The sequence below is a fragment of the Microcoleus sp. PH2017_05_CCC_O_A genome, from assembly GCF_020738785.1.
Taxonomy (GTDB): Bacteria; Cyanobacteriota; Cyanobacteriia; order Cyanobacteriales; family Microcoleaceae; genus Microcoleus.
In genome coordinates this window covers 44,826-57,733 of the sequence record NZ_JAEQCB010000072.1, presented here as the reverse complement: position 1 = coordinate 57,733, position 12,908 = coordinate 44,826, and the positions used below count along the sequence as shown (strand labels likewise).

The following is a 12,908-nucleotide window of genomic DNA, read 5'->3' as shown; positions in this document are numbered from 1 at the left end:
TGGCGATCGCAGCTTTTGAGGCATCCTTGGAAGTTTACACCCGCGACGCATTTCTCTTTGAATGGGCAAGGAGTCAAAATAATTTGGCGAGTGCGTACCGCTACAGAATCAGAGGGAAAAAAGCCGAGAATCTGGAATTGGCGATCGCAGCTTTTGAGGCATCCTTGGAAGTTTGGACTCGCGACGCATTTCCCGAAGACTGGGCAAGGAGTCAAAATAATTTGGCGAGTGCGTACCAAGACAGAATCAGAGGGGAAAAAGCCCAGAATCTGGAATTGGCGATCGCAGCTTTTGAGGCATCCTTGGAAGTTTACACCCGCGACGCATTTCCCTTTGAGTGGGCAACGTGTAAAAATAATTTGGCGACTGCGTACCGAAACAGAATCAGAGGGGAAAAAGCCGAGAATCTGGAATTGGCGATCGCAGCTTGTGAGGCATCATTGAAAATTCGCACCCGCGACGCATTTCCGTTTGAATGGGCAAGGAGTCAAAATAATTTGGCGACTGCGTACCTATACAGAATCAGAGGGGAAAAAGCCCAGAATCTGGAATTGGCGATCGCAGCTTTTGAGGCATCATTGAAAATTTGCACCCGCGACGCATTTCCGTTTGAATGGGCAGCGTGTCAAAATAATTTGGCGAGTGCGTACCAATACAGAATCAGAGGGGAAAAAGCCCAGAATCTGGAATTGGCGATCGCAGCTTTTGAGGCATCCTTGGAAGTTTGGACTCGCGACGCATTTCCCTTTGAGTGGGCAACGTGTAAAAATAATTTGGCGAGTGCGTACCAAGACAGAATCAGAGGGGAAAAAGCCCAGAATCTAGAATTGGCGATCGCAGCTTTTGAGGCATCCTTGGAAATTCACACCCGCGACGCATTTCCTATAGATAATGCTAACACCTCATATAATCTCGGAGTTGCCTACCAAGAGAATTCCCAACTCCCAGAAGCCTACAATACCTTTAACTCTGCCATCGAGACAGTCGAATTAATGCGGAGTGAAATCATTATCGGCGGCGAAGCTGACAGACAGAAATTAGCTGAAGAATGGAATAAACTTTATCAGTCAATGGTAGAAGTTTGCCTAGAAATGGAAAACTCCACCGCCGCCCTAGAATACATCGAACGCAGTAAAACCCGAAACCTCGTAGAATTGTTTCACAAAGCCCGCAGCCTCCCCAGCCAAGTACAGCGGATTAGTTTTGCAGAAATTCGCAGCCTGTTAGCTGAAAATGAAGCAATTTTAGAATGGTACATTACCTACAACGGCTTTAAAGTTTTCATTATCACCCGCGACTCTCCTCAACCGGATATCTGGCAATCTTCCGATGAAGACTTGCAAGCATTAGAAGAGTTACAACAGGAATATCTCGACGACATCAAAGACGAGGAAAAATACGACAACTGGAAAAACCAACTAGACAGCCGCCTGGAAAAATTAGCCGAGATTCTGCACATCGACGAAATAATTTCTCGCCTCCCCGAAAACTGCCAAAAATTAATCTTAGTTCCCTTCCGATACTTGCACCTATTCCCCCTACACGCCCTCACCAGCAGCCGACAAAAAGCCGACAAAACCGTAGAAACTGGATGTCTTCTCGAACTTTTCCCAGGCGGCGTGAGATACACACCCAGTTGCCAACTTTTGCAATTATCTCAGCGGGAAAATCTGACTGTGGAAGACTCATCACCCAGCAAATTTTTTGCCATCCAAAACCCCACAGAAGACTTAGACTTCACCGACATCGAAGTCGAAGCCATTGCCAAATCCTTCAATCCCGCCCAAATATTGAGTCGGCAAAACGCCAGCAAAGCAGGATTGCAACAACAAATTGCCAGCTTGCAAAATGCCGACATCGCCCACTTTTCCTGTCACGGCTTCTTCGACTTTCTCAATCCCGAAAAATCCGCATTAATCCTAGCCGGCGCAAAAGTAACCCCCCTTAATCCCCCCTTGCTAAGTAATGAAACTCTCCCCCTTGGTAGGGGCGGTGCCCCCGTGCCCGCCCAGCCTGGGGTTCCCTCTGACGAAAACCGTTATATTCGTTCCCGCCGAGGCGAAACCTTCGACATCACAGAATGCCTGACTCTGACAGAAATCTTTGATTTGCAGTTAAGTAAGTGCCGTTTAGTAGCCCTTTCTGCCTGCGAAACTGGGTTAACCGATGCCAGGAATAGCACAGATGAGTATATCGGATTGACTAGCGGTTTTTTCTATGCCGGGGCGACGAGTGTACTCAGCACTTTGTGGGCTGTCAATGACGTATCTACGGCGATTTTAATGATAAAATTTTATGAACTTTTGGGTTCAGAAAGTCGCCCCCCTGTGGCGATTGCTTTGCGCGAATCTCAGTTGTGGCTGCGGAGTTTGACTGTTAAAAGTTTGCTAGAATGGGTGGAAGCGTCGCAGTTGCTGAGTCGCGAACACAAACAGAAAATTCAAGGCAAATACAGGCGCGGTTACAAACAGGATTATCAACCTTATGAGTCTCCCGTATACTGGGCGGCTTTCTGTGCTGTTGGACAATAATATAAACTGTCTTTTCATGGGGTGGGGCGGGTTTATTAGTTGGTTGGTTTAGAGTCATAAATTTCGGCGAACCCGCCCCTACAAAATTGTTGAAATTGGGAATTTAATCTTGTATAAAACAGATATAATTGCTGTAGGGGCGGGTTCGCGACTATCTGTGAAACCACACCGTAAATCCCAAAAACCCGCCCCGGCTAACTACAATACAATCAACGGAGGAATTAACAATGACAGACGAAGAATTTATTTCAGGTTTCCTAGCAGTCTTTGAAACCAAACCCGAAGTATTTGAAAAAGTCGGGGCGGTTGACGCTTTAGCAAATCTCAGCAACACGATATTCCAGATGGCGGATTCATCCAACAAGGAAGTAGCCGATGCCATTGGTTACTGGTGTGCAAACTATCCTAAAATAACAGATGAAATCAATAAATTTGAGAGAAAGCCAGGCCCAAAACCCACCAAAAAAGAACAGCAAGAACCAAGGCTATCAAACCGCTATCCAGAATTACTCGAAAATCTCAAAAAACACATTCCTAAATCCTAGCCACTGCGCCAATAACATGAGTGAGAAAATTTCTGCCCCCAATGTTTATTTATACGCTTTCCAACTGCAAAGAAACAGTAAGGGCAGCAATAATCCTCTGTGGAAACACTGCGACAATATTCTCGCAAACTTCACTGATGAAACGGTAACGCCTAATCTAGTTTTCCCGCAAAATTCCCACAGCTACCGCAACGATTTGCTGCCAAATGTCGCCCTTGAATTTACTAGCAATCCACCTATAGAAGGTTTGGCCCAACCGCTACAAATTCAAGATAGCTATGCTTTCTGGTTAAACATCGGTTGCCCGGAAGATGGCACGGCTGATAATGTAGGTGTTGATATAATCGAGAAATTCAACCCAAATCAAACCTTACTTATCGATGGTGATGACAACTTTTTAGGTCAAACTCTCCTAATCACTGCATGGCTTCCTGAAAACTCGTCAGATAATTTAGATTCCCTCAAACCCCTCGCCGATAAATGCCGCGATGCTTTATTCCAAGGCAATTCACTACCTCCATTCTACCGTTCCGGGAAATTATTCGGCAGCCCAATTTTTGAATACGGTTCAATTGCCGATATAGCAAATTACCGCCATTTGCTTGTCTGGCTGCTTGCTGACGAACAAACTGACAAGGATTTTAACACTTGCCAGGAAGAAATATTTGACCTACTATTTTACCGCAATAAAATCATCAAAGTTTTTCAAGACAGCCGCCTGATTTACAGCGAACTCGATCGCGAATACCGCATCATTGAGAAAAATATGGAGGTATTGCAGGCTCAATTTGCGCGAGGAACTGTATTAACTCCCTCCCAATTGCTGGAATTTCAGGAACAGTTAAAGCAACTCTTCAGCAAAGGCATAACTTATACTCGCCTGCTGCGGAAACTCGAAGATTATGACAATACAATTGACCTAAATCTTAACAATTACACTGACATTTTGTCTAAAATTTGTGATATACTAGGAATCGATAAGGAAGAACTATCAATATTAAATAATTTCAGTAGAAAAACGGCTCCTTATATGCGATCGCAAATTGCAGGAGATTTAGGATATTTCCGCCACGGCACAAACTTAATCGAACAGGCGATCGCCTCAATTCGCGGCATAGTAGAAATAGAACAAGCCAGGAGCGATCGCACAAACCAAATCGAACTCCGCAAGAGCGAACTAGGAGAGAAAAATCGGGACGATCGCCTAGAGAGTACAGTACAGGCGATCGGCGTCGGTTTAGCAGCCGGAGGTATCGCAGCATCAAGTGGCACTGACCAAGTATTCCAGACAGTTCAAAACCATCAAATCCCAGTGTTAATGCAGTGGCATCCCTTTGTATTTTCCTTTGCCTTGAGTTTTGCGATCGCCCTTTTCGCAGCCGGCATCACTTGGTGGCGCACTAAACCGAAAAAATAGTTGATCGTTGATAGTTGACAGTTGACAGCGAACTCTTTAAGACTGGAATTTAAACCTATTTCTAAAAACAATCCACCTTAAATACCCCGTTAATTCTTCAGTCCGCGAAGGCGGACTTCGTTTGTGTAGACGCGGTTTCAACCGCCGAGTCATCTTCCCCAAATTTTTTATAAATTTCAACAAAAAGCATCTGAGATCCAAATAACGTGTCAATATAGAGAATGTGACTTCAATTCTATTCTTTCCTCATGGGCAAACAGCGCGTTCTTTCAGGAGTTCAGCCAACAGGCAATCTTCACCTCGGTAACTATCTCGGTGCCATTCGCAACTGGGTAGAAGGTCAAAGCCAGTACGAAAATTACTTGTGCGTAGTCGATTTGCACGCAATTACGGCACCGCACAATCCAGCAACCCTAGCCTCCGACAGTTACACACTCGCCGCTCTCTATTTAGCTTGCGGCATCGATTTAGAATATTGTACTATTTTCATCCAATCCCACGTCTCGGCTCACGCAGAACTAGCATGGCTGCTCAACTGCATTACGCCGATTAACTGGCTCGAAGATATGATTCAGTTTAAAGAAAAAGCAGTTAAACAAGGCGAAAATGTCAACGCCGGCTTGCTAAATTATCCCGTGTTGATGGCAGCCGACATCTTGCTTTACGATGCCGACAAAGTGCCTGTGGGAGAAGACCAAAAACAGCATTTGGAACTCACCCGCGATATTGTCATCAGATTAAACCACCAATTCGGTACACCAGAAAAACCCATTTTGAAACTGCCCGAACCGTTAATTCGGACTGAGGGCGCGAGGGTAATGAGTTTGACAGATGGTACGCGTAAAATGTCAAAATCTGACCCTTCAGAACAAAGTAGAATTAATTTGTTGGATTCGCCAGATACAATTAGCAAAAAAATCAAGCGCTGCAAAACCGATGCCGTGCGGGGCTTAACTTTCGACGATCGCGATCGCCCAGAAGCGAGAAATTTGCTAACACTTTATCTCCTGCTTTCCGGCAAATCGAAGGAAGAAGTAGCAGCGGAATGTGAAAATATGGGTTGGGGAGATTTCAAACCATTGTTGACAGAGACGACAATTAATGCCCTCAAACCTATTCAGGATAAATACAAAGAAATAATGGACGAACCGGGATATTTAGAATCTGTACTCCGTCAAGGAAGAGAACAAGCAGAAACTATTGCCAACCAAACTTTGAATAAGGTTAAAACTGCTTTTGGTTATTCTCTACCTAATTAGTCAGTAGTTATTAGTTATTGGTTATTGGTTATGGGTTATTAGTTATTGGTTACTGGTTATTGGTTATTGCAAAACTTCAAAAACAACAAATAACAAATAACAAATAACAAATAACAACTAACAAATAACAACTAACAACTGTCAACTGCCAACTGTCAACTGTCAACTGTCAACTGTCAACTAACTATGAACCGTTTTCGCACAGCCTGTACAACTCCCGGAGAATTCATAATTACCGCCGAAGTTGCCCCGCCCAAAGGTGGCGATATGGCGCACACCTTGGCAATGGCTGAACTTCTGAAAAACAGAGTGCACGCCATTAACATCACAGACGGAAGCCGCGCAGTTCTGCGAATGTGTCCCCTAGCCGTTTCCGCAATTCTATTGCAGCGGGGAATTGAGCCGATTTGTCAAGTTGCTTGTCGCGATCGCAATCAAATAGGCCTGCAAGCCGATCTCATGGGAGCGCACGCCTTAGGCATCCATAATATCTTGGCACTCACCGGCGATCCAGTCAAAGCAGGCGACCATCCAAAGGCCAAAAGTGTATTCGATTTAGAATCAGTGCGGCTGCTACAAGTCATTCAAAAAATGAACGGCGGCCTTGACTGGAATGACAAAGCTTTAACAGACGGAGTTACCGATTTATTTGTCGGTGCCGCTGTCGATCCGCAATGCCCCAGTTGGTCGGGTTTACAAAGCCGATTTGAGAAAAAAGTCGAAGCTGGAGCCCAGTTTTTTCAGAGCCAATTAATTACAGATTTTGACGTTTTAGATAAGTTTATGCAGCAAATTGCTGCTGGCTGCAACAAACCAATTTTAGCAGGAATCTTTTTGTTTAAATCAGCTAAAAATGCTGAATTTATAAAAAAATACGTACCGGGAGTTCACATACCGCAAGAGACGATCGACCGTTTGGCAAACTCCCCACAACCCTTGCAGGAAGGCATAAGAATTGCAGCCGAACAAGTCAAACTAGCGCGGCAATTGTGTCAAGGAGTGCACATGATGGCCGTCAAGCGAGAAGATTTGATTCCGCAAATATTGGATTTGGCTGGTATCGAGCCGCTGAGCTAAAATTGAGTTACTGCTAGCATTTTAAAATCCACAGGACAGTCATGGTTCGGGAGCATCTCAGTTTTGCATTTACAGCGCTGTCCCCGCGTGCTTCTACACGCGAGCGGGGACAGCACGGAAGATAAAAAATGCTTCTTGCAAAACTGAGATGCTCCCCGCACGACCTCCGTCAATATGAGATTATAACTAATAACTTATATCCGGTCACGGTTCGCCCTCTTTAAAAACCAGATGCAGCCCTCCGCCAGAAGTCGCACCACAATAATAAACCCGTAGTACCAGCCATTTACTTGCAACAAAGCCGATCGCATTTCTCACTCTCAACTCACAGAATCCCGTTTGCAGCACTGAAATTCTAGGAGTGCCACTCAAATGAGTGTCACTCAAATGAGTGTCACTCGAAAATGCGACTGGGCGATCGCTCGGTGCGATCGCTACAACAGTTGTAGATGCTTGGAAACAAAGGGATTGAGATATTCAGGCTTTGTTTATTTGGTACATCAATCAAAAAAAAAGCTTCTTTATGGAAAAAATCACAAATTGATTTAGGAAATCTCTGAATAGTAACTTGTAAAAAAGTACAAAAGACAATGAATGATTAAACAATTAACCCAAAAGGCTTAGTTGCTCACCTACTAATATATAATCGTCGAAACTACGTTCAAATTAAGGACTTAAGTTATGCCGCGCCCCATAGTTCTCATACACGGTTACTCAGCTAATTCAACGGCTTTTAGTGAGTGGGAAAAAATTCTTGAAACTCACTACAAAAACAGAGAGATTATAGTCCTCCATACAGCTAGCTATAAATCTCTTACTAATGAGATAACCATCAAAGATATTGCTGAAGCATTTGACCGAGTGCTTCGCTCCTATATTGAAGATGATGAATTTGATGCCATTGTTCATTCAACTGGAATGCTAGTTATTCGCGCTTGGTTAACTACTTACGCCTATGCTGCTAATGTCAATCGTCGGAGTCGCCTCAAACACTTGATTGGATTAGCACCAGCAACTTTTGGCTCTCCTTTAGCCCATAAAGGAAGAAGTTGGTTGGGTTCGGTTATAACCGGACATAAAATACTTGGGCCTGATTTTCTCGAAGCTGGAAATCTGATTTTGGATAATCTTGAATTAGGTAGTCGTTTCACTTGGGATCTTGCTCATCTTGACTTAATTGGCTCTGCCCAAAATAAACCCAAAAATGAGCCCTACTATGGCGAAGATAACAAGACGCCTTATGTGTTTATTTTCTGTGGCAATCAGGGATATGACGGATTGAGGGGATTAGCTAATACTGCTGGATCTGATGGTACTGTGAGATGGGCAGGTTGCGCTCTTAACAGCCGCAAATTAATTCTTGATTTGACGCAAGATCCATCTCAAAATAAAGACAAGCCTGTAGAAGAACGAGGCAAACCAGACGAACATCCAGAACACCAGATTGATATTCCACTGGTGCTAATTGATGGTCACAATCACAATACAATTGTGCATAATCCTAGAAAAAATCCAGACTTTATTGAGTTGGTTCTACAAGCTTTAGATGTTTCTGATAAAGACAGTTTTGGTAGCTGGACAGCTAAGGCTCAAGCTCATATGGAGAGCATGAAAAATACAAAAGGAGAGCAATGGGAAGAATGGCAACAGTTTATTATTCGTGTTGTAGATGAGCGTCTCGATCCAGTTACAGATTGGAATGTTCAGTTTTTGATGAAGGATAAAGAGGGCAAAGAATTTTGGTTAGATGACAAGTCATATTTAGATGTTCATACCTACACTAAGGACAAAAGTTTGCGATGTTTTCATGTCAATTTAAGTAAACTGAAGCCGGAAAGCCTTTCTGAATTATGTATGAAGTTGATTGTTTCATCTGGAACTAGCCTTGTGGCGTATTACGGTTGTGGAAGTGGAAAAATTACTCTAGAGGGCGAGCCACAACAGTCAGATGGAAGATGGGATGCAGAATTGAACTTAGATCATCTTCTAAATGCAAAAGTTAAATTTTTCTGTCCTTTTACAACTACTCTTATTGAGATTCGTCTGAATCGCGAACCAATGCCAATAAACAGAGCGAAAGAAAATTCTATTTTAACTTTTGTAGAGAAGCCAAAGTAAGGTTTGTAGAGCAAGAAAGCGATGCTCTAACTTTAATCTGGTTCTTACCAAAAATATAGCGGGACTGCTATTGGTATATAGCGATTCTCAAAAATATGAGGTACGTTGTTGGGAAGAGAGCCCTATACGTTTCAGTCGTTATATAACCTGTCAGTCATACCTCACCTTTTTGAGAAAGGCTATAGGTAAGTAGACAGGAAAATTTATCGTGGAAACAAGGCAGATGGCCGAAGGGAGAACGGAAAAGGGTTTTAGTTAAGTTTACTTTTCGTTACATATTTCTATTTATTGGGGCGTTTCTACTGATGAGGGAATTGCTAGCAGCGAATTGCTGCCTGAGTTAGACTTATCTTTATGGAAGCGCTACATTTTGTTGGCGCTGCCATTGGAACCATTAAAAGAGTTTCGTAAAGGCATTAGTAGCAATGACTGATTCAAATTTGCTCGATCGCGATAATATCAAAATAGTAGAATCGCAAATTTCAGAAGTTACTGTGTACACCGATCGCGCTTTGATAACCCGCCGTGGCACAGTAGCCCTGACGGGAAACGAGTGCGAATTAACTGTAGCCTCTCTCCCCACAACCCTCGAAACCGAGTCAGTCAGGGCTACCGGTGCAGGTACAGTCGCCGTGCGATTGCTGGGAGTGCACACCGAAACTCTCTTTCACAGCGAACCTACGGGCGATCGCATCGCCGAATTAACCGCACAAATCCAAGAGTTAGAAACCCAAAAACGCGCCATAAAAGACCAAATCGCCTCCCGAAAAATTCAACTCAACTTTGTTGAAAATTTGAGCGAAAAAAGCGTCAGTTCCTTTGCTAGCAGCATTTCCAAGCAGCAGATCGGTTTGAACGAAGCCGGCGAATTGCTCAATTTTTTAGGCAGTAATTATAAAAAGTACATAAGTGCGATCGCCCAACACGAAAGACAGCAGCGAGACTTAGACAAGCAAATAGAAGCATTGCGCCAGCAGTTGCGCCAAGTACAAACTCCCTATTCCCAGCAAAGTTTTAACATCATTGTGGCGATCGAACCCAGCGGCAGCGGCAATTTTGAACTAGAAGTTTCCTATGTAGTAACGCGAGCCCGTTGGACTCCCCTGTACGACTTGCGAGTCAATACTACCAACAACCAAATCAATCTCAATTACCTAGCCGAAGTCAACCAAAACACAGGCGAAGATTGGACGGGAGTAGCGCTGACTTTATCCACAGCAAAACCCGGAATGGGAACTTTGCCACCAAAACTTCAACCCTGGTTTATCGATATTGTTCGCCCAAAACCTGCTCCAACCGCAGAATTTATGAAAGCACGACGCGTACAGACTGAAGATGCAGAAATGGGAACAGATTATTGTATAGAATTAGAGATGGAAAACGAGCCACAATTTGCAATGATGGCTATGCGAAGTGCTGCTCCCGCACCAGAACCTATAGCAGCTCAAACGGCGACAGCAAGAGTATCTAAAGAAGGCAGCACCGTTTCATTTCAAGTCGGAGGAAATACCAATATTCCCAGCGACGGCACACCGCACAAAGTCACTATTTTCAGCGATAATTATCCCTCTAAACCTGAATACATCGCCATTCCTCATTTAGTCAGTTTCGCTTATTTGCAAGCAATTGTCACCAATCCGACGACAGGTGCAACTCTGCTGCCCGGTAAAGCCAATATCTTTCGCGACAATACTTTTGTCGGTAATGTGCAGTTAGAAAATGTTTCCCCTGGCGAAGAATTTAAGCTTAATTTAGGAATAGATGAAGGCTTAAAAATAGAGCGAGAATTAGTGGAAAGACAAGTCGATAAAAAACTGATCGGCAATCAGCGGCGCACGACTTACGCCTATCGGTTAATTTTGACCAACTTGCACCAAGTGCCTGCTAAGTTGACACTAAAAGAGCAACTTCCAGTCACTCGAAAGGAGCAAATAAAAGTGCGGTTGACTCAGACTAATCCGAAGATAGTAGCAGGTGAAATGGGACTCTTGGAATGGATAATCTCTATGCCACCGCAAGCCAAGCAAGAGTTATATTACCAGTTTGTGGTCGAACATCCTCCCGAGTTAACAGTCATCGGTTTAGATATTTAATTAGGATTTACACTCTCAAGCTGTAGCGCCAGCTACAGCTTATATCAATTATGCAAAATATTGCTAAATATCAGTTAAAAGCGAGCATTTGTACGGAAACGGCTGAGATTAATACTAATTTAAAAAAATGATGCAACACTCTTCCATAGTCTTGTAAGGGCAATCCCACGCCCGATCGCCCGATAGATATGGGGTAGGCTTTCTCGGCACTACCCCTACAAATTTTGTGAATCATTTAGGATTGCTGTAGCACTATTTTTCAGAATTGGTATTGGTTAATGAGCAAGCAGCTAATTTTTTCTCAGTACACAACTGCTGAAACAATAAATCTGCGATTGATTCATAAGCTGGGGCTGTGGGGTGTACGCCATCCCGAAAATAACTTTCTACCGTGGTTTTCGGCAATTTTGACCAGGCTGCGTGAGTGTCTATGAGTGGAATTTTCAAAGCTTTTAGCCGATCGACAAACTGGGATTTAAACCTCGGCTGATTCGGTACCGGCAGTAAATCGGAGCGATCGCAAGTATACAACACAAACAACGGAATATTCGACTCTCGCACCAAAGCCACTATTTGCTCAAATCGCTGCATATTTTCCCTAAACCGTTGCGTTTCCGGCACCGGCACACCCCCCACAGGGGAATTCGGCACAAAAACACTGGAAAATCGGGGCATAACGTATCTGTCAAACACTTCTTGAATTGCCAATAACGGTTGGCGATTCGGCATCAGGGGGTTATTTTTGAGTCCCGCGCTGGTACTTGAAGGTTGTAGCAAATCGTGAGTACCAATTTGCAAAATCACAGCATCGCTTTCAAAAGTGCCAAACTTCCGAATATATCCCAATTGATTGCCAATTCCCCAAGATCCCGCAGAAGCATTTAGCACCTGAACCTGCTTTTTGATGCCCAACAAACGCGCTGCCAACAATTCTGTAATAGTTTCTGCCTGATCCGTGCTATTATTGCCATTGAGAACCGAGTCTCCTGTCATCAAAATTCTGATAGTACCTTCAGGCTTGGCTGAATCGATTTGTTCAGACCGTTGAGAAAATTGATTGTACTGAAGTCTATTGCCAAAACGATATACAAGTTGATTTGGTGCAAATATATACCCAACCTCAGCATCAGCTTGCAGCAAAGCAGGATTTCCGAATCCCAGCAAGCGCAACGCAAGTTCTATCGCGCTCAAAGATGCGATCGCACAACCGGGCATCCAATACCTAGCTTTCACAAACCTACCTGTAATTGGTAAACTGCAAAGCCATCGGATAATCTTCTTGCTTCAAGCGTTGAATTACCAACTGCAAATCATCCTTATCCTTGGCAGAAACGCGGACTGCATCACCTTGAATCGAGCCTTGAATTTTTTTAAATTCATCTCGAATTAATTTAGTGATTTTTTTGGCAATTTCCTGATCAATCCCTTTTTTGAGTTTGATTTCTTGGCGTACTCTAGTACCACTAGCAGCTTCAATTTTGCCGTAATCAAAAATTTTCAGAGATAAATTCCGCTTAGCGGCTTTTGTTTGCAAAACAGTGTGAATGGCATCGAGAGTAAATTCGCTGTCCGTATTGACAGTAATCGATTCTGCGCCCAATTCCACGGTGGTTTTGGTATCTTTCAAGTCGTAGCGGCTTTGAATTTCCCGCACTGTTTGGTCAACGGCGTTAACTAATTCTTGCCTGTCGAACTCGCTGACAATATCAAATGAATAATTAGCAGCCATAAATTAGTAATTGGTAAATTGGTAATTGGCCCGCGCAGGTCATTGGCCCGCGCAGGGCATTGGGGAATGGGGAATGGGGAATGGGGAATGGGGAATGGGTGGTTGGTAGTTAGTAGTTCGTAGTTGGTAATTAGTCATT

At 43.7% G+C, this 12,908-nt stretch carries 11 protein-coding genes; 7 read left to right on the top strand and 4 right to left on the bottom strand.

Features of this window, described 5'->3' with window-relative positions:
• The 5 genes from JGK20_RS17710 to JGK20_RS17690 all read left to right on the top strand — a co-directional run.
• The coding region (locus JGK20_RS17710; RefSeq protein WP_293231579.1) for a CHAT domain-containing protein at positions 1–2,531 on the top strand (2,531 nt) is incomplete at its 5' end.
• 227 nt (positions 2,532–2,758) lie between these two features.
• On the top strand, positions 2,759–3,076 hold the full coding sequence (locus JGK20_RS17705) for a hypothetical protein (protein ID WP_293231577.1): 318 nt from the start codon (positions 2,759–2,761) through the stop codon (positions 3,074–3,076).
• Positions 3,077–3,092: 16 nt separating this feature from the next.
• On the top strand, positions 3,093–4,493 hold the full coding sequence (locus JGK20_RS17700) for a hypothetical protein (protein WP_293231575.1): 1,401 nt from the start codon (positions 3,093–3,095) through the stop codon (positions 4,491–4,493).
• Between the two features lie 248 nt (positions 4,494–4,741).
• Positions 4,742–5,752, top strand: a complete 1,011-nt coding sequence (gene trpS / locus JGK20_RS17695) for a tryptophan--tRNA ligase (RefSeq protein WP_293213251.1) — start codon at positions 4,742–4,744, stop codon at positions 5,750–5,752.
• Between the two features lie 186 nt (positions 5,753–5,938).
• Positions 5,939–6,829, top strand: coding sequence for a methylenetetrahydrofolate reductase (locus JGK20_RS17690; protein WP_293184303.1), 891 nt, complete (start codon positions 5,939–5,941; stop codon positions 6,827–6,829).
• Positions 6,830–7,033: 204 nt separating this feature from the next.
• Here the strand turns inward: JGK20_RS17690 and JGK20_RS17685 are convergent, their stop codons facing one another.
• Positions 7,034–7,216 carry a hypothetical protein gene (locus tag JGK20_RS17685; protein ID WP_293196139.1) on the bottom strand — a complete coding sequence of 61 codons (183 nt, stop codon included), beginning with the start codon at positions 7,214–7,216 and terminating at the stop codon, positions 7,034–7,036.
• Positions 7,217–7,510: 294 nt separating this feature from the next.
• On the opposite strand from JGK20_RS17685, the gene JGK20_RS17680 reads away from it, so the two are divergent.
• Together JGK20_RS17680 and JGK20_RS17675 are read left to right on the top strand one after the other, a co-directional pair.
• On the top strand, positions 7,511–8,947 hold the full coding sequence (locus JGK20_RS17680) for an alpha/beta hydrolase (RefSeq protein WP_293184306.1): 1,437 nt from the start codon (positions 7,511–7,513) through the stop codon (positions 8,945–8,947).
• Between the two features lie 425 nt (positions 8,948–9,372).
• Positions 9,373–11,040, top strand: coding sequence for a mucoidy inhibitor MuiA family protein (locus JGK20_RS17675; RefSeq protein ID WP_293223587.1), 1,668 nt, complete (start codon positions 9,373–9,375; stop codon positions 11,038–11,040).
• Positions 11,041–11,110: 70 nt separating this feature from the next.
• On the opposite strand, the gene JGK20_RS17670 is transcribed toward JGK20_RS17675, so the two are convergent.
• The 3 genes from JGK20_RS17670 to JGK20_RS17660 are packed head-to-tail and all read right to left on the bottom strand — an operon-like array spanning position 11,111 to position 12,769.
• A complete protein-coding gene (locus JGK20_RS17670) occupies positions 11,111–11,275 on the bottom strand; it encodes a hypothetical protein (RefSeq protein ID WP_293223584.1) in 165 nt (54 codons plus the stop codon).
• Positions 11,276–11,292: 17 nt separating this feature from the next.
• Positions 11,293–12,273 (bottom strand): SGNH/GDSL hydrolase family protein, encoded by a 981-nt coding sequence (locus JGK20_RS17665; protein WP_293231573.1) that lies wholly within the window; start codon positions 12,271–12,273, stop codon positions 11,293–11,295.
• A 4-nt stretch (positions 12,274–12,277) separates the two neighbouring features.
• Positions 12,278–12,769, bottom strand: a complete 492-nt coding sequence (locus JGK20_RS17660; RefSeq protein WP_293184314.1) for a YajQ family cyclic di-GMP-binding protein — start codon at positions 12,767–12,769, stop codon at positions 12,278–12,280.
• Between the last annotated feature and the right edge of the window lie 139 nt (positions 12,770–12,908).

Excerpts from the sequence above, each read along its gene's own strand:
- JGK20_RS17705 (WP_293231577.1), top strand. The coding sequence starts at position 2,759 with ATGACAGACGAAGAATTTATTTCAGGTTTCCTAGCAGTCTTTGAAACC.
- JGK20_RS17700 (WP_293231575.1), top strand. The coding sequence starts at position 3,093 with ATGAGTGAGAAAATTTCTGCCCCCAATGTTTATTTATACGCTTTCCAA.
- trpS (WP_293213251.1), top strand. The coding sequence starts at position 4,742 with ATGGGCAAACAGCGCGTTCTTTCAGGAGTTCAGCCAACAGGCAATCTT.
- JGK20_RS17690 (WP_293184303.1), top strand. The coding sequence starts at position 5,939 with ATGAACCGTTTTCGCACAGCCTGTACAACTCCCGGAGAATTCATAATT.
- JGK20_RS17680 (WP_293184306.1), top strand. The coding sequence starts at position 7,511 with ATGCCGCGCCCCATAGTTCTCATACACGGTTACTCAGCTAATTCAACG.
- JGK20_RS17675 (WP_293223587.1), top strand. The coding sequence starts at position 9,373 with ATGACTGATTCAAATTTGCTCGATCGCGATAATATCAAAATAGTAGAA.
- JGK20_RS17670 (WP_293223584.1), bottom strand. The coding sequence starts at position 11,275 with ATGATTCACAAAATTTGTAGGGGTAGTGCCGAGAAAGCCTACCCCATA.
- JGK20_RS17660 (WP_293184314.1), bottom strand. The coding sequence starts at position 12,769 with ATGGCTGCTAATTATTCATTTGATATTGTCAGCGAGTTCGACAGGCAA.